Origin of the sequence: Algoriphagus aquimarinus, from assembly GCF_900112005.1 — a bacterium.
Taxonomy (GTDB): Bacteria; Bacteroidota; Bacteroidia; order Cytophagales; family Cyclobacteriaceae; genus Algoriphagus; species Algoriphagus aquimarinus.
Window position 1 is genome coordinate 117,094 of record NZ_FOKK01000010.1, and the last position, 20,935, is coordinate 138,028.

Annotated in this window: 15 protein-coding genes; 11 read left to right on the top strand and 4 right to left on the bottom strand. The window is 40.6% G+C overall.

Going from position 1 to position 20,935, the window contains the following annotated elements; genetic code table 11:
- Positions 1-157 precede the first annotated feature (157 nt).
- The 3 genes from BM291_RS14015 (at position 158) to BM291_RS14025 (ending at position 4,294) form a co-directional block, all read left to right on the top strand.
- The gene (locus BM291_RS14015; RefSeq protein WP_092898485.1) at positions 158-2,194 is read left to right on the top strand and encodes a M3 family metallopeptidase; all 2,037 of its coding nucleotides are present in this window, start codon (positions 158-160) and stop codon (positions 2,192-2,194) included.
- 62 nt (positions 2,195-2,256) lie between these two features.
- Entirely contained in the window at positions 2,257-3,375 is a 1,119-nt protein-coding gene (locus BM291_RS14020) for an AI-2E family transporter (protein ID WP_092898487.1), read from the top strand.
- Entirely contained in the window at positions 3,362-4,294 is a 933-nt protein-coding gene (locus tag BM291_RS14025) for a tetratricopeptide repeat protein (RefSeq protein ID WP_245786882.1), read from the top strand. The genes BM291_RS14020 and BM291_RS14025 overlap by 14 nt, the downstream gene beginning before the upstream one ends.
- Here BM291_RS14025 and BM291_RS14030 read toward each other — a convergent pair.
- The 4 genes from BM291_RS14030 to BM291_RS14045 all read right to left on the bottom strand — a co-directional run bounded on the left by BM291_RS14030 (position 4,282) and on the right by BM291_RS14045 (position 11,965).
- Entirely contained in the window at positions 4,282-6,522 is a 2,241-nt protein-coding gene (locus tag BM291_RS14030; protein WP_092898620.1) for an ATP-binding protein, read from the bottom strand. The genes BM291_RS14025 and BM291_RS14030 overlap by 13 nt on opposite strands.
- A 562-nt stretch (positions 6,523-7,084) precedes the next feature.
- Positions 7,085-8,530 (bottom strand): M48 family metalloprotease, encoded by a 1,446-nt coding sequence (locus BM291_RS14035; RefSeq protein WP_092898491.1) that lies wholly within the window; start codon positions 8,528-8,530, stop codon positions 7,085-7,087.
- Between the two features lie 391 nt (positions 8,531-8,921).
- Complete coding sequence (gene lysS, locus BM291_RS14040) at positions 8,922-10,628, bottom strand: lysine--tRNA ligase (RefSeq protein ID WP_092898493.1); 1,707 nt, start codon at positions 10,626-10,628, stop codon at positions 8,922-8,924.
- A gap of 161 nt (positions 10,629-10,789) precedes the next feature.
- Complete coding sequence (locus BM291_RS14045; RefSeq protein ID WP_092898495.1) at positions 10,790-11,965, bottom strand: proline dehydrogenase family protein; 1,176 nt, start codon at positions 11,963-11,965, stop codon at positions 10,790-10,792.
- A 633-nt stretch (positions 11,966-12,598) separates the two neighbouring features.
- On the opposite strand from BM291_RS14045, the gene BM291_RS14050 reads away from it, so the two are divergent.
- The 8 genes from BM291_RS14050 (at position 12,599) to BM291_RS14085 (ending at position 20,838) form a co-directional block, all read left to right on the top strand.
- Positions 12,599-13,696 carry a chorismate mutase gene (locus BM291_RS14050; RefSeq protein ID WP_092898497.1) on the top strand — a complete coding sequence of 366 codons (1,098 nt, stop codon included), beginning with the start codon at positions 12,599-12,601 and terminating at the stop codon, positions 13,694-13,696.
- A gap of 96 nt (positions 13,697-13,792) precedes the next feature.
- The gene (gene aroB, locus BM291_RS14055; RefSeq protein ID WP_092898499.1) at positions 13,793-14,836 is read left to right on the top strand and encodes a 3-dehydroquinate synthase; all 1,044 of its coding nucleotides are present in this window, start codon (positions 13,793-13,795) and stop codon (positions 14,834-14,836) included.
- A 26-nt stretch (positions 14,837-14,862) separates the two neighbouring features.
- Complete coding sequence (locus BM291_RS14060; RefSeq protein ID WP_092898501.1) at positions 14,863-16,089, top strand: 3-phosphoshikimate 1-carboxyvinyltransferase; 1,227 nt, start codon at positions 14,863-14,865, stop codon at positions 16,087-16,089.
- 2 nt (positions 16,090-16,091) lie between these two features.
- Positions 16,092-16,916, top strand: coding sequence for a prephenate dehydratase (locus BM291_RS14065; RefSeq protein WP_092898503.1), 825 nt, complete (start codon positions 16,092-16,094; stop codon positions 16,914-16,916).
- A 102-nt stretch (positions 16,917-17,018) separates the two neighbouring features.
- Entirely contained in the window at positions 17,019-18,167 is a 1,149-nt protein-coding gene (locus BM291_RS14070; protein ID WP_092898505.1) for a pyridoxal phosphate-dependent aminotransferase, read from the top strand.
- Positions 18,168-18,173: 6 nt separating this feature from the next.
- Positions 18,174-19,022 carry a prephenate dehydrogenase gene (locus BM291_RS14075; RefSeq protein WP_092898507.1) on the top strand — a complete coding sequence of 283 codons (849 nt, stop codon included), beginning with the start codon at positions 18,174-18,176 and terminating at the stop codon, positions 19,020-19,022.
- A 183-nt stretch (positions 19,023-19,205) separates the two neighbouring features.
- Entirely contained in the window at positions 19,206-19,457 is a 252-nt protein-coding gene (locus BM291_RS14080) for a hypothetical protein (RefSeq protein ID WP_245786883.1), read from the top strand.
- Positions 19,458-19,866: 409 nt separating this feature from the next.
- Complete coding sequence (locus BM291_RS14085) at positions 19,867-20,838, top strand: Kelch repeat-containing protein (protein WP_092898509.1); 972 nt, start codon at positions 19,867-19,869, stop codon at positions 20,836-20,838.
- Positions 20,839-20,935: the final 97 nt, after the last annotated feature.

Consider the following 20,935-nt stretch of genomic DNA (forward strand, 5'->3'; position numbering starts at 1 on the left):
ACAAAATTAACCAACACAAAAGCAAGATATCATCTTTGGAGCCACTACGCTTTACAGCGTAAATGGGTAAATTAGCAACTGAATTGACCAATGCAGGTCATTTGATGGAACCTTCCTGTAAAGCACCTGTTTAATTAGCCAAACGATTTAAGATTTTATGAATAACCCATTATTGGCAGATTTTGCCACCCCTTTCGATACAGCGCCTTTTGATCAAATCATACCAAGCCATTACCTTCCAGCTATAAAATCGGCCATCACAGAGGCCAAAGCTGATATTGCTACGATTAAAGCGGAGTCACTTCCTACTTTTGAGAATACGATTGAAGCCTTGGACGGAGCTGGTAAAAGACTTGGTATCATTGCAGGGATATTTTTCAATCTTAATTCAGCAGAAACTAATGAAGAGATCCAGTCTCTAGCTCGGGAGATCTCCCCTCTTTTGACTGAGCATGGCAATGACATACTTCTGGACCAAGCTCTATTCCAAAGAGTTTCTCAGGTTTTTGAGCAAAAAGACCAACTTAAACTAACTGCTGAGCAAACAACTTTATTAGAAAAAACCTACAAGTCTTTCGTAAGAAACGGAGCAAAACTGGAAGGCGACAAAGCGGATCAGCTCAGAAAAATTGATCAGGAATTAGCTCAAGTCTCTTTGAAATTTGGTGAGAACGTATTGGCTGAGACTAACAAGTATGTGCATTTCGTAGATCAGGAATCTGATCTAGAAGGACTTCCTGAGGGCATCAAAGAAGCGGCTGCACAAATCGCTGAAGAAAAAGAACAACCTGGAAAGTGGGCCTTTACGCTAGACTATCCAAGCTATATTCCCGCGATGACCTATGCAAAAAACAGGGCATTACGTGAGACACTTTTCATGGCTAGCGGCACCAAATGTGCGAAAGGCGATGAACTTGATAATCAGGAAATCATCAAGCAAATTCTAAAACTACGTCATGACCGTGCAGTACTTTTAGGCTACAAAAGCCACGCAGATTTTGTATTGGAAGAGCGAATGGCAAAAAGCCCAGATCAGGTGATCTCCTTTTTGGATTCTCTACTCGAGAAAGCAAAGCCAAAAGGAATGGCTGAAATGAAAGAATTAGAAGCATTTGCCAACCAACTAGATGGAATAGAAGGTTTGAAAAAATGGGATTTTGCCTATTATTCAGAACTTTTGAAAAAGGAAAAATATGCGCTTGACGATGAGCTGTTGAGACCCTATTTCCAATTGGAAAAAGTGATTGACGGAGTATTCCAAACTGCCGAAAAGCTCTTTGGAATCACCTTTTCTCCAGCTTCAGACATTCCTGTTTATCATAAAGATGTGACAGCCTACGAAGTCAAAGACAAAAACGGAAAGTACCTCTCTGTCTTCTATGCTGATTTTTTCCCACGTCCAGGTAAAAGAAATGGTGCTTGGATGACGAGCTATAAAGGTCAAAGCATCAAGGAGGATAAGGATATCCGCCCGCATGTTTCTATTGTGTGCAATTTCACCAAACCTACTAAGTCAAAGCCTAGTCTTTTGACCTTCAATGAAGTCACTACACTTTTCCATGAGTTTGGTCATGCGCTTCATGGTATGATGGCGAAAGGCACCTATGAGTCTCTTTCAGGCACAAGTGTATTTTGGGACTTTGTAGAACTGCCTTCACAGATTTTTGAAAACTGGTGTTATGAAAAAGAATGCTTGGATTTATTTGCAAAGCACTTTGAAACTGGAGAGAAAATTCCTGAAGAGCTGATTGAAAAGATCAAAAAGGCTTCAAATTTTCAGCAGGGTTACCAAACAGTAAGGCAAATTAGCTTTAGCCTTTTGGACATGGCGTATCACAGTCAAGACCCAAGTGCAATTTCGAGCATTTTCGAATTTGAAGAAGAAATAATGAAGCCTACCGATCTACTTCCTAAAGTACCGGGAACCTTGATGAGCACTTCGTTTTCGCACATTTTCCAAGGAGGTTATTCCTCTGGATATTACAGCTACAAATGGGCGGAAGTCTTGGATGCAGATGCCTTCGAACTTTTTCAGGAAAAAGGAGTTTTCGATAAAGCTACTGCTGAATCATTTGTGAAAAACATACTCTCTGCCGGTGGAAGTGAGCATCCAGAGAAGTTGTACAAGCGATTCAGAGGTAGGGATCCTAAGCAAGATGCCTTATTGAAGCGAGCTGGATTGATTACAGAATAATTTGCTTTCTTTACTTAAATCTGTCTTGTAGAGATGCATTTACATCCTAACATAACTCCTGAATGGAAAATCAAGGTTTGAAACTACCTGCCTATTTACAGGCTCTCGCAGTAATGATTTTCATTATTGTGTTAGTGTTTTTTCTAATTGTAGGAAAGAGCCTCCTTGTACCTCTATTCATGGGTGGGTTTTTCGCAATTTTGCTTACACCTCTATCCATGTGGCTGGAGTCAAAAAAAGTCCCACGTATACTCTCCTGCATCATTTCACTTCTTGTAATGACAGCTCTTGTAGGTGGAATTCTGACTTTTGTAATTGGAAACGTGGCGAATTTCACACAGGATTTCGATGATGTTTCTGGTAGACTAACTGAATATGCGGAAAACGTAGATCAGTGGTCAATGGATACCTTTTCCTACAATACTGCATTAAGTGAGAAGGCCAATACTGATTACCTAAAAAACCTGCTGACAGAAAATAGCTCGAGTATTGGAGACTTCGCGCTGAAAACTGTTGGCTCACTGACGGGATTGGTATTGATTCCTGTATTCATGTTTTTCTTTCTCCTGTATAGAAATCACCTTACCAATGTGATTATCCATATCTACAAGGACAAGGATCCTGAGCTAGTAAAAATACGAATAGTTAGTCTACGAAAGGTGATTCTTAACTATATCGTAGGCGTGGTGAAGGTGATGGGTATCCTCGCCATTATGAATATTACTGCATTCTCTTTACTTGGAATAAAACACGCGGTGTTTTTCGGTACACTTGGAGCAATGTTAAATATCATTCCTTATGTAGGCCCGTTTTTCGGAGCTATGCTACCAATGATCTATTCATTTCTTACCAAGGACAGCTTATTTTACCCTGCAGGTGTCCTTGTCAGTTATCAAATCATCCAGATGATTGAAGGAAACTTCCTGACTCCCAAAATCGTCGGTGGAAATGTGAACCTGAATGCATTTATTACATTTCTGGGTTTAATAGTCGGAGGGACTATCTGGGGAGTAGCAGGAATGATTTTAATCATTCCTATGATGGCAATTCTACGGGAAATATTTGATCTAAGTGATGCGACCAAGCCGTTTGCCTTGTTACTTGGAGAAGAAAAAGAAGAGGAAAAAATAATTGCAAAGACAGAAGAATCTGAAGAAGTAAATGAAAATGAGAACGATTAAAACACTTTTAGCACTAGTTATCATTGGGACAGCATTTGCCTGCGATTCAGATGAAAATAAGAAAGGGAGATTCCTTCTAAAAGGGAATGAAAAGATGGAGGAAAATGATCCCAAAAGCGCGATGGTATTCTATAGTGAGGCTCTCGAAATGGACTCCACTTACGCGGATGCCTACTACAATAAAGCGCTCGCTCACCTACAGTTAAATCAACTCATGGAGAGCATTCAGGATCTCAGTTTAGCGATCAAATACAATCCAGAGTATTACGATGCTATTTTCCAAAGAGGCCTAAGTTACCTTGACAACGGTGAGTTTTACAATGCCAGAGAAGATGCTCAAAAGCTAGTTCAACTCGAAGAGCAAAATTGGAAAAGTCACTTTCTGACAGGCTTGGTTGAGGAGAAATTAAAGAATTTCCCTGAAGCAATAACGGCTTTCAAAAAGGCTTCTGAGATTAACCCGGAAAACTCTGACTTGCTAGTAAACCAAGCTACCATACACTACTATCAGAAGGATTATGAAGCTGCGAAAAATATTTTAACTGAAGCCATGACTGTCAATCCTTTGGAGCCAAATCTTCACAACCTGCGCTCTATGATCTATTTTGATGAGCAAAACTATGCAGAAGCTTTAGACGCAGTGGAGAAGGCCATTTCATTAGACAAGAGTCAAGCTTACTACTACAACAATAAGGGCTTGTATCTGCTTTTTCTAGATCAAAAAGAAGAAGGCCTAGACCTAATCAATCAGAGTATTCAGATGAATGCGAACAATCCTTTTGCGCTAAGAAATAAGGGGATTTACTATGTAATGCAGGGAGACAAGATTTCTGCGCTGCAATATTTGGTAGAATTGGATCAGAACTATCCAGATATGGACTTGGTCAAAGAATACTTAGAGAAAGCTCAAGCACTCTGATTTCTATGTAAAATCACTTCGCGAATAATTTTCTGTAATTCCGTGGCATCAATTGGTTTCGCCACAAAACCGTCAAAGTCGCATTCCTCGATTCTATCTTTGATTTCAAGTTTTGCGGCTGCGGTAAGCGCTATTACAGGGGATTCTGAGATTTTCTTGATTGCCTTTGTGGCATCAAAACCATCCATTTCAGGCATTTGAATATCCATGAGGATACAATCAAATGTAGATCGCTTGGCAGCATCAACAGCCTCTATCCCATTCCTAACTCGTTCGTAAGTAAAACCCCATTTATTAATAATCTTACCTAAAACCAGGGCGTTCACATCGTTATCCTCTGCCATTAGCAGGTGTAATGATGCGCTATCTTTGGAATAACTGATACTAGGGGAAGACTTCTCTACTTGTTGCTCCGATACCTCGAATTCCAGGGTAAAAAAGAATTTGCTTCCTACATTTACTACGGATTGAAGAGAAATTTCTCCACCCATAAGATTCAAAAGCTTTCTTGTGATAGAAAGCCCTAAACCAGTTCCACCATACTTTGTGTTAAAGGTTGGTCTTACTTGATCAAAATCACCAAAAATCTTCTCTTGATGTTCAGGTGCGATACCGATACCATTGTCGCTTACCTCAAAATATACTTTGGCTTTATCATTACTACTTTCGAGCAAATTGACAATCACTTTTACCTCACCCTCATTAGTAAACTTAAGCGCATTTGTTATCAGATTGTTGAGAACTTGAGATAGGCGGGTTTTGTCACCACAAACGGTAACATCCAGCCCCTCCGAAATATTTATTTCAAGTCTATTTTTACTATCTCTGGCATGGAATGATAAGCCCTTTATGATCTGGCTTACAAAAGAACTTAAATGGAAAGGAGCCTTTTCTATAATCAATTTACCAGCCTCAATCTTTTGAAAATCTAACAAGTCATTGATCATAATGATCAAATTATCCACTGCAAAATTGATCGTATCCAACTCAGACTTCTGCTGAAGCTGAGGATGATCATGCATCAGAGAATAGGTCGAACCAGAAATAGCATTCAGTGGTGTACGAAGCTCATGACTAATCATGGAAAGAAAATCAGACTTAATTTGATTTGCCTTTTCTGCAGCCTTCTTTGATTCGTTCAGTTTGGCTTCAAATACTTTTTGCTGACTTATATCGGTCAAATAACCATACCAAACCATGTCTCCATTGGCAAGCGCCTCAGGTCTTGCTGCCCCAAGAATCCAACGATATTCATCAGAATTAGGGTCTGATTTTACTCGGAATTGACATTGCCAAGGTTCTACTTTCTTCGCTGAAGCGATAGAACTCATGATCACTTGCGGTAAGTCCATCGGATGAACTCGAGAAATTGCCATCGAAATATCTGTGAAATTCTCAATCTCCTCAGGCTTCAATCCTAATACTTGAGCGATGCCTTTAGACAGAAATGAGAAGCTCATTTTCCCCTCATTGTCCAGAACGAGCTGATAAAGACCACCCGGAACCTGCTCCGCAAGATTCATCAGGAAATTACTACTGTCTTCCAGGTCCTTCTCCAGAGTGACTTTCTCTGAGATATTTTGGAATGAAAGCATTACATAACGTAAGCCATCTATCAAAAGCTGCTTTGCAGCAATTTCCAACGATAATTGATTCCCAGACGGATTAGTTAGGGTAGCTGAAAATTGCTCAGTATAGTCACCAGAAATCGCAGTATTGATCCAGTTTCTCCATTGCTGAGGCTCATCAAATAAAACCTCCAGTTCTGCGAGATGGGATAATGTTGAATCATGCTGGTAACCCAAGAGGTTAAATGCCTCAATATTTATATGGAATATTCCTCCATCTGGCTTCACTATCACTTGTGCAGTTGGAGATTCTACTACAAACTGCTCAAATTCCTTTTTGGTTGGAAGTCCTTGTGTTCTGACTTTAGTCCCTTTATAAAACAAAAAATGATTGGTTGAACTATCCTGAGGTAGTTCTATTAAAAAGTCAAACTCATCCCCTCCATAACTTAACTTCAACTCATCTTTGAAAATAAAGCTGCTGATGTCCAGCCCTAACCCAACTAGGCTTTTATCGACTAGCTTTTCGCCGATCTGCTCCTCGAAGGCTTTATTGGAATAGAAAATTGGATATGGAAAAGAATCATCTGCAAGGAACACCATCTCTGATGACTCGAAAATTAATTTCTTAAAAGTACTGTTGATTCCTCTCTCTTGCATCAAATTAGGGCTTGCATTGACTGGTCATTGATCTTGATAAAATCATAAATTCAAGGAAACAATCATATATAACACAAACATACACCAATTTGTATTTCGTAGCAATTATTGTGACTTATAAATACATTTATTTGATGAAAATTTTAAAATACACACAATAAGGAGGATCAAGGCATATCGATTTTTCTAAAAATATTACATTTTAATTCATTCCTCTGGACCTGGTATCTGTACCATGAAAGTATACCGAAGTCCTTAGCACCTAACTAGTGACTAGAGGAAAATATCCTCCATCTCTTCCTCTTTGCTCTCAGCCTAGTTTAAGTCCCCTAAAAGCCATTAGAATCTTGCGCTCTCCACGCTGTTTAAGCGAATAAGCAAAGAACCAAAAGCTATTTATAAAAAACCCAACTTTTAGCTATACAAGTAATGCGAAAATGACCAGCGTTTAGTACGACCCTCCTGCCCTTTTTGGTAGAAAAATGCATAAAAAAAACCGAGCATCACAGCCCGGTTTTACTTTATAGATCTTGAAATTAAAAGCTTATAAAAAACAACTCGATTATTTGCCAACGACCTTAATCAACATTCCCTTGTTCAATTGATCGTTCAAATGCATACCATTGAGAAGGGAGAGTTCTTCGAATCGCTCACTTGGCATACCAAAATGTTGAAATGCTGCTTGTAAACTCATCTGATTCGGAACAGTTTTGATTTTAATAATCTCGGGTTTACGATTAAGTTTTTCTGAATCACGTAATTCCTGAAAATCACGGATAGTACTTAAGAAAAGAGACTGATAGGAGTTAAACTTTGCGAGATCTGTAATCCCCATCAAGCTATATATATTCCCTTCAAACTGGATCAGAGATGACAGGACACGAATTGTACCTTGCTCCTGAACCTGATCGGCAACCATCACCAAAGCAGGAAGTCTATTTATAGTTTCTTTCTTAGACTCCACTATAGTCAACTTGTATTTTTCCAGAACTGCATTTGCTGCTTCTTCCAATGTTGCCCCTGGTGCCAAAGTGAGCATCATGATAGCATCTCCTGCCTTTGGTGCCATTTGAAACTGTTGAGGCGTATTTTGATGCCCCCAAGCTGAAGGAATAGGAAATTGGATCTTAAGCACCGGATGATAAAATGTGCTGTTCTCTACAAATCCTTGCTTTGGATCTTCACCTACTATCAAGCCGTCAATTTTTCTCAGATAACTATCTCGATTTACTTCGAATTCAGTCATTTTAGATTTTTGCTGCCAATCTAACGCTAAGTTTTCCACCGTAGCATTCCTTTCTTCGGGCGAAGGGTGAGTGGAGAGAAAAGGAGGGACTTCATCTCCTCCAGTATTTCCTTGCTGTCTTTCGAGCGTCTCGAAAAATCCAGCCATCTCAGTGGCATCATACCCGATTTGGGAAGAATATTCCACACCTAACTTATCAGATTGACGTTCTGCATCCCGTCCAAACTTCAATAATGCCAATTGCATTCCTTGGGACAACGGGTCTACAAACTGTCCCAATTCAGGAACTAAGATGATACCTGCCAAGAGTCCTATTTGACCGAATAGCTGATTCCTTTGCTGAATCACTGAGTGCCTAGCCGTAACGTGCCCAATCTCATGACCTAAGACTCCGGCAAACTCTGCTTCATTATTAAAGTGAGCCATAATACCCCGGGTAAAATACACAAAGCCACCTGGCACTGCAAAGGCGTTAATGACTGGTGAATCCACGATTTTGAACTCATAGGCTAATTTTGGCCGGTGTGATATTGCCGCCATTTCGTTTCCCTTAGCGGTGATAAACTCCTGAAGTTGTGCATCTTCATAGAGACCAAAAAAGGCGACGATTTCAGGATCTGACTGCTGCCCCATGGCAATTTCTTGAGCTTCAGACATCAAAACAATCTGCTTTTTTCCTGTGACAGGATTGATTGCACATGAGCTTATACTTAAGAGAATAACGACTGAACAAAGGCTAAGGTAATTATTGAAAGTTCTCATAGGATGATACGTTTGGCGGCTATATGTTAATGAGATATGGAAAATTTCATTCCAATTTATTTTGTAAAGGAAAATTGTCTTTAGATACGGGGAATTAATGCATGCTTTTTAAAAAATCAACTGTACAGTTAAGGTGAGAAGTTATATACTATTTTCTTTTAAGAGTCACTCAGGGAGATATTAAAAACAACACGTTCTAGCATTTACGAAACGTAATTGGAGTCACTCGCAGTGACAAAAGCAATCTTATTTCCTTTACATTTTTTTATCCCTTTTTGGCTAATCTCTCTGCGACTCTCCGCGTCAAACTATGTGCACACCGAAGTTAAAAAGTAAGCACAAAAAAAACCGAGCCTCTCAGCCCGGTTTTTACTTTTATATCTGTTTGGAATTAATCCACTAGAGCCACTGTAACAGCGTCCCCGTCTTTAGTCACTTTTGCAACTCCTTTTCCAGTCAAACCTTTCATCGCTACATCCCATTTCTTGCCGCTTAGTCCAGCTTTCCCTTTCAGGTCTGCCAAGGCAACAGGAGATTCAGCTTTTAGCAATTCGAAGATGCCTTTTTCTTCCTCAGTCATTTCCACCTGCTTTTTCTCAGGCCTCATCTGCGGGAAGAACAACACTTCTTGAATGGTGGTATTATTTGTAAGCAACATGGTCAGTCGGTCAATACCGATGCCCATACCTGATGTTGGCGGCATGCCGTATTCCAACGCGCGAAGAAAATCCTCATCCATCGCCATAGCTTCGTCATCTCCCCTAGCAGCCAGCTTCAACTGCTCTTCAAATCGCTCACGCTGATCAATCGGATCGTTCAACTCTGTGTATGCATTGGCGACTTCTTTACCATTCACAAACAATTCAAAACGCTCCACCAAACCCGGCTCAGTTCTGTGCTTTTTCGCCAACGGCGTCATCTCAATCGGATAATCCGTGATGTAAGTCGGCTGAATCAAGTTAGATTCTACCTTCTCACCGAATATTTCATCCACCAGTTTGCCTTTGCCCATGGTGGCGTCGGTAGCGATTCCCATCTCTGAGCAAACTTTACGAAGATCTTCCTCATCCATTTTGCTCACGTCGATGCCAGCATATTCCTTGATAGAATCGTACATGGTCAATCTTCTATAAGGCCCAGCAAATTCGATCTCATGCGCACCAACAGTGAGTTTGGTTTTGCCGTGAATCTTCTGAGTCACTTGCTCGATGAATTCCTCCACCATTCCCATCATCCAGATGTAGTCTTTGTAGGCTACGTAGATTTCCATGGAAGTGAATTCAGGATTATGTGTACGGTCCATGCCTTCATTTCTGAACATTTTCCCAAACTCATACACCCCATCAAATCCACCCACGATCAATCGCTTCAGGTATAACTCATTGGCAATCCTAAGGAAAAGTGGCATATCCAAGGTATTGTGATGCGTATCGAATGGACGCGCAGCAGCCCCACCGTGAACAGCTTGGAGGATTGGCGTCTCTACTTCCAGCCATCCGTGATCGTCAAAGTATCGACGCATCTCCGTAATGATTTTGGATCGTATAATAAAGGTCTTCTTTACTTCAGGATTAACGGTCAAATCCACGTAGCGCTGACGATAGCGCATTTCAGGGTCTGTAAACCCATCGTGTACATTGCCATCCTCATCTCTTTTCACCACTGGTAGCGGCTTCACTGATTTAGAGAGCACTTTCAACTCTGTCACATGCAAGGAAATCTCACCTGTCTGAGTAGTGAATATATAGCCTTTCAAGCCTAAGAAATCTCCGATTCCAAGAAGCTTTTTGAATACTGTATTATATAAAACCTTGTCTTCGCCTTCGCAAATATCATCGCGACGCACATAGAATTGCAGACGGCCAGTAGCATCCTGGATCTCTCCAAAAGAAGCAGACCCCATAATTCTACGACTCATCAGACGACCAGCGATCGAAATGCTCTTGTAGTCATTCTTTCGGTTTTCATAGTTTCTATGAATATCCTCAGATGTGACATTGATCGGGAATGCCTCAGCTGGATAAGGGTTAATCCCCAGCTTCATCAATTCTTCCCGGTCTTTCCTACGTTCAATTTCCTGTTCGCTTAAAAGTTGCATTGTATTGATTTGATATTTGTTATTTTTTTATTGTTGGATGTCAGGTGACTGATGTCCGGTGTATCCCGCAACTTCGCAACTTTACCATCTTTCAACTTATTACCTCACACTTTTCACTTTATCCTCCTAACATCGGTCACCCAACATCGGACATCAAGCATTTATTTATTCTTCCTTCTTGCAATTTCCTTCTTAATCATCGAAAACTCCCGACTGCTTTGCCCAGCTATACTGGAATTCTCAGAAGCTCTGCGCATCAAGTAAGGCATCACCTTTTCCACTGGGCCATAAGGCAAATATTTCAACACTTTATATCCAGCATCTGCCAGATTAAAAGAGATATTATCACTCATTCCATAGAGCTGCGCAAAGTAAACAAGTTCGGAATCCTTTGCTATACCTTGCTTCTCCATAAGATCCACAACAAGATAATTACTTTCTTCATTGTGCGAACCTGAGACTAAGTAAACTCCATTCTCTATGCAAAACTGCACACCGGAATTGTAATCGGTATCTGTGGCTGCTTTGTTTGGCTGAATAGGACTTGGATAGCCCATTTCTTCCGCACGATCAGCCTCTTTCTCCATATACGCACCACGAACCAATTTCGCTCCTAAGAGAAAGCCTCGTTCATGAGATAGCTTATGGGCAGCTTTCAGTCTACCTAGCATATCATGCCTATACATCTGATAGGTATTGTACACGATACAAGAATCCCGGTTGTATTTCTCCATGGCTTCGTAGGCCAAAGTGTCAATCACATCCTGAAACCATGATTCTTCCGCATCTACCAATATTTTAATACCCTTCTGAAAAGCCGCCTGACAAAGTTGATCAAAACGATTTTTCATTCGCTCAAAAGACAAACTTTCTTCCTTTGAAAGAACCTCTCCCGCCTGCACTTTTACCATAATATGGTAATCTCCAAGGCCCGTTACTTTGAAAACAGCGAAGGGCAAAGAAGCTTGTTTCTCTGCTTTCTCAATAGTTTTCAGGATTTCAGCACATGTCTGATCATAGCTGGCTTCATCCCCTTTTCCTTCTACAGAATAATCAAGGGTGGACTTCACACCATATTTTGCTAAGTCCTGAGCAGCTGAAGTACTTTCAGTAATAGTCTCTCCACCGCAGAAATGTCCAAACATGGTTTGTTTCATAATACCCTTAATAGGCAAATGAAGAGCAAAACCTATTTTGGTCATTGCAATCCCCAGATCGGAGACAAACTTGTTATTCAACATGGCAAAAACTCGGTACATTTTCCTAAGTTCTGCATCACTTTTTGAGGCAAAGGCAACCTTTAGATTCTCAAAAGAAATATTGGGTCTGGAGGGCATAGTCCTGAAATAAAGCTGCAAAGATATTAAAAAAACTCCTTTCGCTTTCCTTTTGTTCGGATAATTGACTCGAGCATTAGTAGCTTAAAAAAGAAATAAAGACAGAAGTCTATTGACTGAAGACCAGTGTCGTTTTGGATATCAAACACTCGCTTATTACTGAACAGGAAGTCAAAATCATATTTCCTGGGTAATTCTTTTCACCAGATTTTATACCATACAAGTCAATACTCAAAACAACATCCTTTCTCATTACCCGCCTCAGCCCTTTTTAAATTATTATTAAAAAAATATTTGAAGCCATTTTGAAACGTATTTAAATGAAAATCAAAATATAATTCTGAATGCAGCTAATTTTTTCTCCAGATTTACGAATTTTCAATGAATTGCCTGAATTGGTGATGATTAAATAATGTAATGGATGTAAAATTAATTTTGTTTTTAAAAATGACCACTTTACATTTGGCACATGATTAACACAGCAGCGACATATTTTAGCTTCTTTTACTTTTACTTTCGAAGACAAAATCGAATCGGAGTTGTGTATTGCCTAGCCAAAAACTAAAAAGAAAATATAACACATAAAGCCCGATTCGAAAGAGTCGGGCTTTTTTTATTTAAAGCTCAGTAATTATGAAAGAACACAAGCAAATTAAAGACTGGGGTCTAGGACTCACAGGACCAACCATCATCGCAGGACCTTGCTCTGCAGAGTCGCCAGAGCAGATCGAGCAGATCTGTATCGAGATGAAGGAAAACAACGTCATCCCTTCTATGTTCCGTGCCGGAATCTGGAAGCCAAGAACGAGACCAGGAAGCTTCGAAGGTATAGGAGAAGAAGGATTGAAGTGGATGGAGATTGTTCGTCATCACTTGAACATCCCTATCACGGTAGAAGTAGGAAATGCAGCTCACGCTGAAATTGCTCTTAGAAACAACGTGGACGTGGTTTGGGTAGGCGCAAGAACTACTGTAAACCCTTTCGCTGTGCAAGAAATTGCTGATGCATTGAAAGGTACTGACATCCCAGTAATGGTGAAAAACCCAATGAATCCAGATCTTGATCTTTGGATGGGAGCTTTGGAAAGATTCCACGCAGTTGGCTTGACTAAATTGGCAGCTATTCACAGAGGTTTCTCTGATGCTTACGATAAGAGATATAGAAACAAGCCAAACTGGTCAATGCCAATGCATTTGAAGCGCGTATGGACTGGAATGGAAGTAATCAATGACCCCTCTCACATCGTAGGTAAGAGAGACGGAATCCTTGAGATCTCTCAGAAAGCGATGAACTTCGGTCTTGATGGTCTAATGATCGAAACTCATCACGATCCTGACAATGCATGGTCTGATGCTAAGCAGCAGGTAACTCCAGCTCGTTTGAAAGAAATTCTTTCTGCAATAGACTTCAAGAAGCCAGTAGAATCTGAGCAGCCAAGTGAGCGTTTGAATGATTTGAGAAGAGCTGTAGATCACTTGGATGATCAATTACTTGATATTCTTCAGGAAAGATTCGCGGTGATCGACCAGATCGGTTCTCACAAAAGAGAGCATCACTTATCTGTATTTCAATCTGATCGTTGGAAAGATGTAATGGAAAGCCGTACTCAAAAGGGTGTTGCAAAGAATCTTAGCGAGAAATTCATGAAGGAGTTACTTTATTGTATCCATGAGGAGTCAGTAAAGCGTCAAGAGAAGCAGCTGAGAGAAGCTGATTCTGTAAAAAAGTAAATATATAATCACTGAGCTTATTCAAGTCTGAGGGGAAGGTTTCCTCTCCCCTTAGACTTTTTTATTCTAATTTTAGGCTCAGTAAATCCTACTCTTGTGAAGCCTATTATCTTTTCTGAAAATGCATCTGCAGATTTAACCGCTGTGCTCGGCGAGTTGAAATTCTCTAGTCTTTTTATTCTGACAGATGAAAACACAAAAACCCATTGCCTCCCGAGAATTGAAGAATTACTCCCTTCCAACAGCACTTTTCTTACCATAGAACCTGGCGAAAAGAATAAAACCATCGCTACCTGCATGCAAATTTGGGCTGCGATGACGGAAGCTCAGCTAGACAGAAAAGCGCTTTTCTTGAATATAGGAGGCGGAGTACTCGGAGATATGGGTGGTTTTTGTGCCAGCATTTACAAAAGAGGGATACGCTTTATTAATATGCCTACTACCCTGCTTTCACAAGTGGATGCAAGTGTAGGCGGGAAACTAGGCGTGGATTTCGAAGGTCTGAAAAACCACCTTGGCGTATTCAATGAACCAGAAACCGTTATAGTGGCTTCTGAGTTTTTGCAAACACTCCCACAGCAGGAAATACGATCAGGATATGCAGAGATCATCAAGCATGGGTTGATTAAGGACAAGACTTATTTTGAAAGCCTGGATTTTGACAATTGGCAGAACTCTTATTGGTCGCCACTTATTCATCATTCGGTAAGCATCAAAAAAGAAGTAGTCACCGAAGACCCGAAAGAAGCTGGATTGAGAAAAATTCTAAACTTCGGACATACCATTGGCCATGCATTTGAAACATACTTTTTGGATGGCTTAAGACATTTATTACATGGAGAAGCCATCGCAGTCGGAATGATTTGTGAAGCCTGGCTCTCACACCAGAAATTAACACTTTCGACAGCTGAACTTGAAACTATTCAAAGCGCACTTTTGAAAGTATATGGCAAAATAGAAATCTTAGATTCTGACCTTCCGGCAGTGCTGGATTTTTGCCTGCAAGACAAGAAAAACGAAGGCAAAGAACTGATGTTTTCCTTACTAAACGAGATCGGAGATTGCACGTACAATATCCCGATCACCCGCGAAGAAATTCGCAACTCCATTGCCTATTACCAAAACCTTACACATTCCTAATTTCCCAGACTTTGAAAACCGAAACCATGGAAGTTCTTCACCTGGCTCAGAAATCCGACTTTTCCTCCACACATATCCCTCTTCCTTCTTCCAAAAGTGAATCCAATCGAGTGTTGATTATCGATGCACTGACGGAAGGAAAAAATCAAATCAGCAATCTGGCCGAGGCTCGTGATACGCAGACGATGATCAGCTTGCTGAAAAAGAACCCGCCTCTTTATGATGTGTTGGACGCAGGCACGACTATGCGCTTTTTGACTGCTTACGCATCAATCACCAATCAAAACAAAGTAATGACTGGAACGGCACGTATGTGCGAGCGACCAATCGGGATTTTGGTGGATGCACTGAGAACTGTGGGCGCAGAAATCCATTACTTGGGCGTAGAGGGCTATCCTCCTATGGCTATTCATGGACTTTCTGAGCAGAAAAGCGATAAAGTGAAAATACGTGGAGACGTATCCAGTCAATACATTTCTGCCATGCTGATGATCGCTCCTTTGTTGCCAAAAGGTTTAGAAATAGAATTGGAAGGCAAAGTTGGATCAAGATCTTACATAGAAATGACTTTGGATACTATGTCTCAGTTTGGCATCAAATACACCTGGGAGGAAAACAAAATCAAAGTTGCAACCCAAGCTTATCAGCCAACAACTTTCGCTGTAGAAAGCGATTGGTCTGGTGCTGGATACTGGTTCAGCTTGCTGGCTTGTGCAGATTCTGGAGAGTTATTTTTGGCAGGATTAAAAGAAAACAGTCTTCAAGGTGATGCAAAAGTGGTGGATATCATGGCGCAACTTGGAGTAAAGAGCACGTTCCAGAATGGTGGTGTTTTATTGCAAAAGCAGGAAGTGACCGGACTGGAAACTTGGGACTTTACTCATTGCCCAGACTTAGCTCAAACTATCGCAGTAACCTGTGCTATTTTGGGACAGAATGCGACGTTCACAGGTTTAGAAAGCTTGAAAATCAAGGAAACGGATAGAATCTACGCCTTGCAGCAGGAATTGGCCAAGTTCAACGCTGACCTGAAAGAAATCGAACCTGAAGTGTATCAGGTGATCCCATCGGTGACTATGCCAGCGGATGTGAAGATTCACACCTATGATGATCACAGGATGGCGATGGCCTTTATGCCATTACTTACCAAAACCAGAGTGAGCATAGAAGATCCTTCCGTGGTGGATAAATCTTACCCAAGCTTCTGGAAGCATTGCCAATTGGCGGGTATTTCTGTTCTGAACCAAGCTTAGAAATGACACAGCTCAAAATTGCAATCCAAGGAGTTCCTGGATCATTTCACCATCAAGTAGCACTTCGCAACTTTGGAGAAGATATAGAAATCCTTGATTTTGACACCTTCCCTTCTGTTGCTAAATCTGTCGTAACTGGTGAGGCTGACTTCGGCATTATGGCAATCGAAAACTCCATTGCAGGAGCTATTTTCCCCAATTACGATCTGATAGATCGCTTTGAATTGAGCATTCGAGATGAGTATTATCTTCCTATAGGACATCAATTCATGGCTCTTCCCGGTCAAACTATTGAAGATATTACCGAGGTTCGCTCTCATCCAATGGCACTTTTGCAGTGCAAGGCTTTTTTTGCGCAGCACCCTCATATCAGACTCAAAGAGGATACGGATACAGCATCTGTAGCACGCGATATTGCCGCTGGAAATCTGAAAGGCGTGGCTGCAATTGCATCTAGCATCGCTGCCGGGATCTATGGAATGGAAATTATTGCTTCGGATATTCAAACGATAAAAAACAATTTTACTCGTTTTATTATTCTACAGAAAGAACCTTTGAAGCCATCTACGAGTGTAAATAAAGCTTCTACCAAAGTCACAATTCAAAATCAAAAAGGAGGCCTTGCAAAGCTCCTGACTTTGATCGCTGACAATGAAATAGACCTGAGCAAAATTCAGTCGATTCCTGTGATCGAAAAACCTTGGGAATATGCATTTTTCATAGACTTGGTTTTTGAAAATTACACAGTTTACAAGAACACAATCGAAGAAATCCAACTTAATTTTGGAGACGTTAAAATCATCGGTGAATATTTGAGTAGAAAATAATGAAACCGACATGATTATAAAAATCAGTAAGCAAGCATTGGAAATGATTTTTATAATCATCACAGGTTCCGTGTGGCCATTAAAAAACAATAGAATTATCACATGAAAGGTTTCGCAGATAGAATTTCGACCGTTGAGGAATATTACTTTTCAGCAAAACTCCGTGAAGTCAATCAACTGATTGCTGACGGGAAACCTATTATCAATCTAGGAATTGGTAGCCCAGATCTAGCTCCTGACAGGAAGGTCACAGAGGCACTGAAAAACACCGCCGACAATCAACAATCACATGGATACCAGACTTACATCGGTATCCCGGAATTGCGTGCGTCAATCGCTCATTATTATGCTGAGTCTTATGGCGTGCGATTAAATCCAGCTAAGGAAATTCTTCCTATGATGGGTTCAAAAGAGGCCATCATGCACTTGAGCATGACATTTTTGAATCCTGGCGATCAAGTACTGATCCCGGATCCTGGCTATCCAACTTATGCTTCGGTCACCAAATTAGTTGGTGCAGAAGCTATTTATTACTCTTTGGATCTAGCGAAAAAAGGCAGACCTAACTTGGAGGAATTGGAGAATTCTGATCTGAGTAAAGTGAAAATCATGTGGATCAATTATCCGCACATGCCTACTGGAGCTCCAGGAAGCAGAGAGATTTTGACAGAACTGGTGGCTTTTGCCAAAAAGCATGACATCGTGCTACTTCACGACAATCCATACAGCCATATTCTGACGAAAGAACCTATCAGTATTTTATCCATTCCTGGTGCAAATGAAGTGGCGATGGAGTTGAATTCACTCAGCAAAACCTTCAATATGCCCGGCTGGAGAGTTGGGATGCTGCTAGGGAGAGCGGACTGGATTTCGGAAGTATTGAAAGTCAAAAGCAATATGGATTCCGGGATGTTCCTAGGAATTCAAAAAGGCGCAATTGCCGCGTTGAACCTTGGTGAGTCTTGGTTTTCTGACTTGGAGCATGTCTATCAAAGTCGCAGAAAATTGGTTTGGAAACTTGCTGACAAATTAAATCTAAGCTATTCTACCACTGATTCCGGTCTTTTTGTTTGGTGCAAAGTGCCAGAAGGAAAAACTGCCGATCAGTTAGTAGATGAACTACTTTACGATAAAAACATATTCATCACACCTGGGAAAATCTTCGGATCGCAGGGAGAAGGATATGTCAGATTTTCACTTTGTATGCCCGAATTCAAGATTTTGGAGGCAATTAATCGAATTAAAATTTAAGCTAGTATGCAAAAGTTACACATTATCGGTTTAGGACTTCTTGGAGGTTCTTTTGCTTTGGCAGCCAAAAATAAATTTGAGAATCTGGTCATCACTGGCTATGATTCCAGCGAGAAAAACCTGCAGGATGCACTTAATCTTGGGATCATCCAGGAAGCTAAAGAAGCTCCAGATGCAGATACAGATATCGTGATTTTGGCTACTCCGGCAGATACGCTGAGCAGTTTGCTTCTGGCAACTCTTGATCAAATTGGAGAAAACACCTTGGTTTTTGATGTAGGTTCTACCAAAGCAAAACTATGTGAGCTTGTCGCTGATCATCCAAAGAGAAAACAATACCTAGCAGCTCACCCTATTGCAGGTACTGAGTATTCGGGACCAAATGCTGCCTTTGCCGGATTGCTGGACAGAAAAGTAACTATCATCTGTGAACTTGAAAAAACAGATTTACAACTCAAAGAAAAGGCTTACGAGCTTTTTGATGCGCTAAATCTGAAACTGAGATTTATGGATGCAGAAGAGCATGACCGTCACTTGGCGTTCGTTTCTCACCTATCTCACATCTCTTCCTTTATGCTGGGTAAAACTGTCTTGCAGAAAATGGAAGATGAGAAAAACATCTTCGACATGGCTGGTTCAGGCTTCTCCTCTACTGTGCGACTCGCTAAATCAAGTCCCGCAATGTGGGCTCCTATATTCACTGAAAATAAGGACAATATTTTGTCTGCCTTGGACGGTTATATTTCGAATCTGTCTGCTTTCCGTGAAAAAATTGCCGCAAGCGATGGACAAGCATTATCAGATGATATGACGGAAATCAATAAGATCAGAGATATTCTGGATTTGGAAAAATAAACTGATTTCGGATATCAGATATATGATTTCGGTTTTATAGGAGCGCCATTTGTAGAAATACAGGTGGCGTTTTTTTTCCATTCACCTGAGAAAAAACTTTATTTGATTTTTTTCGCTCATTGCAATTTAAAAATCCAATGCAGGTGAACCCTTGAATTCCAATAAATCGTTAATTTGAGAGAAATGTCAGAAAAAATGGATCTAAAAACTGTCAAGCTAGAGGTCATTCAAAAAATCATGAATGTCTCGACTGAGTCCTTGCTGGAAAAAATTGACAATTTACTCGAAGAAGAATTAATTGTTGGATATACTGCGAAAGGCTATCCTCTTACCAAGAAAGATTACAACCTCAGATTAGAAGAAGCGGAGCGCCAAATAGCTTCTGGAGAGTTTATTTCCCAAGAAGATTTAGAAAAAGAAACTGAGAATTGGTAATGCCAACTCTTAGAATCATTTGGTCTATCCAAGCCAAAAAATCTCTCAAAGAAATTTTTTGGCTATTATAAAGACAAATCTCCACAAGGCGCAAAGAATGTCAAAGAAGATCTCCTGAATGCACCAAAGAAGATCATTTTTGCAAGACAATATCAGAGAGACGACATTAATCCAAAATATTTTAGAATCATCGTTCGAGATTATAAAATCCTGTATCTGGAGGATGGTAATCGTATATTAATTATTGATATTTTTCCGACTAGACAATCACCAGAAATACTGGCATCGAAATAAAAAATAACCTCTGAAAAAGAAAACTGAGGCAAGTATTCATTCTCTTTTCAGTTTCCAGAATATCACCATTCAAAAACCCTTATTTTCATCCCATACAAACCTAAACCCAACACCTATGAAGTACTTTTTAAGTATTACACTCCTCCTTATTTCCCTAACAGGATTTTCTCAATCCAGTGATCACTGGACTACAGTAGAAACAACCAACGAACCTCTAGCTCGGCATGAAAACTCATTCGTGGAATGCGATGGAAAGTTCTATCTCCTTGGAGGACGGGGCGTCAAACCAATCGAAGAATACAATCCCAAAACCAATACCTGGAAAACTCTGGCGATGGCGCCAATGGAATTTTCTCATTTTCAAGCCATCTCTTTCAATCATGAAATCTACGTAATCGGAGCACTGACTGGAGGATATCCACACGAAACCCCCATTGCAAATTTCCTGATTTTCAATCCTAAGACCAATACCTGGAGAGAAGGTGCGGAAATCCCGGAAGATAGAAGAAGAGGTTCCGCTGGAGTATTCACACGTGGAAACAAAATCTACCTTGTTTGTGGGATTGTCGATGGACATTATGCGGACTTCGTCCCTTGGTTTGATGAATATGACACGAAAACTGGCAAATGGACAGTTCTCCCAGATGCGCCAAGACCTAGAGATCACTTCGGTGCCGTACTAGTCGAAGACAAAGCTTATGTGGCTGGAGGTAGAACTTCCCACGCTGAGATAGGAAAAGTAATGGATTTAGTGATTCCTGAAGTGGACTTCTTTGATTTCAAAACCAATACCTGGAGCACTGTAAAAGCAGGCTTACCAACTCCAAGAGGCGGAACATCTTCTATTGCAAAGGGGCCATTCTTAGTGGTAATAGATGGAGAAAGTACAGTTCAGGAAGATTCCCATGCCGAAGTGGAAGTCCTCGACACAAGAACTGGCAAATGGTCAACCTTGCCAAGTTTGAACCAAGGACGTCACGGAACTGGAGTTGTTTATTACAAAGGAAAAATCTATGTAGCAGCAGGAAGTGCTAAGCGCGGTGGTGGGCCGGAACTCAATGACATGGAAGTTTTAGAGTGGAAGTAAGAATTTAGGATTTTTGATATCGGATTGGTTATTTGAAAATTGATTATTGAAAATTGGCAATTGATCATTTTACCTTTGTTTCCTTAATTTCTCTTAA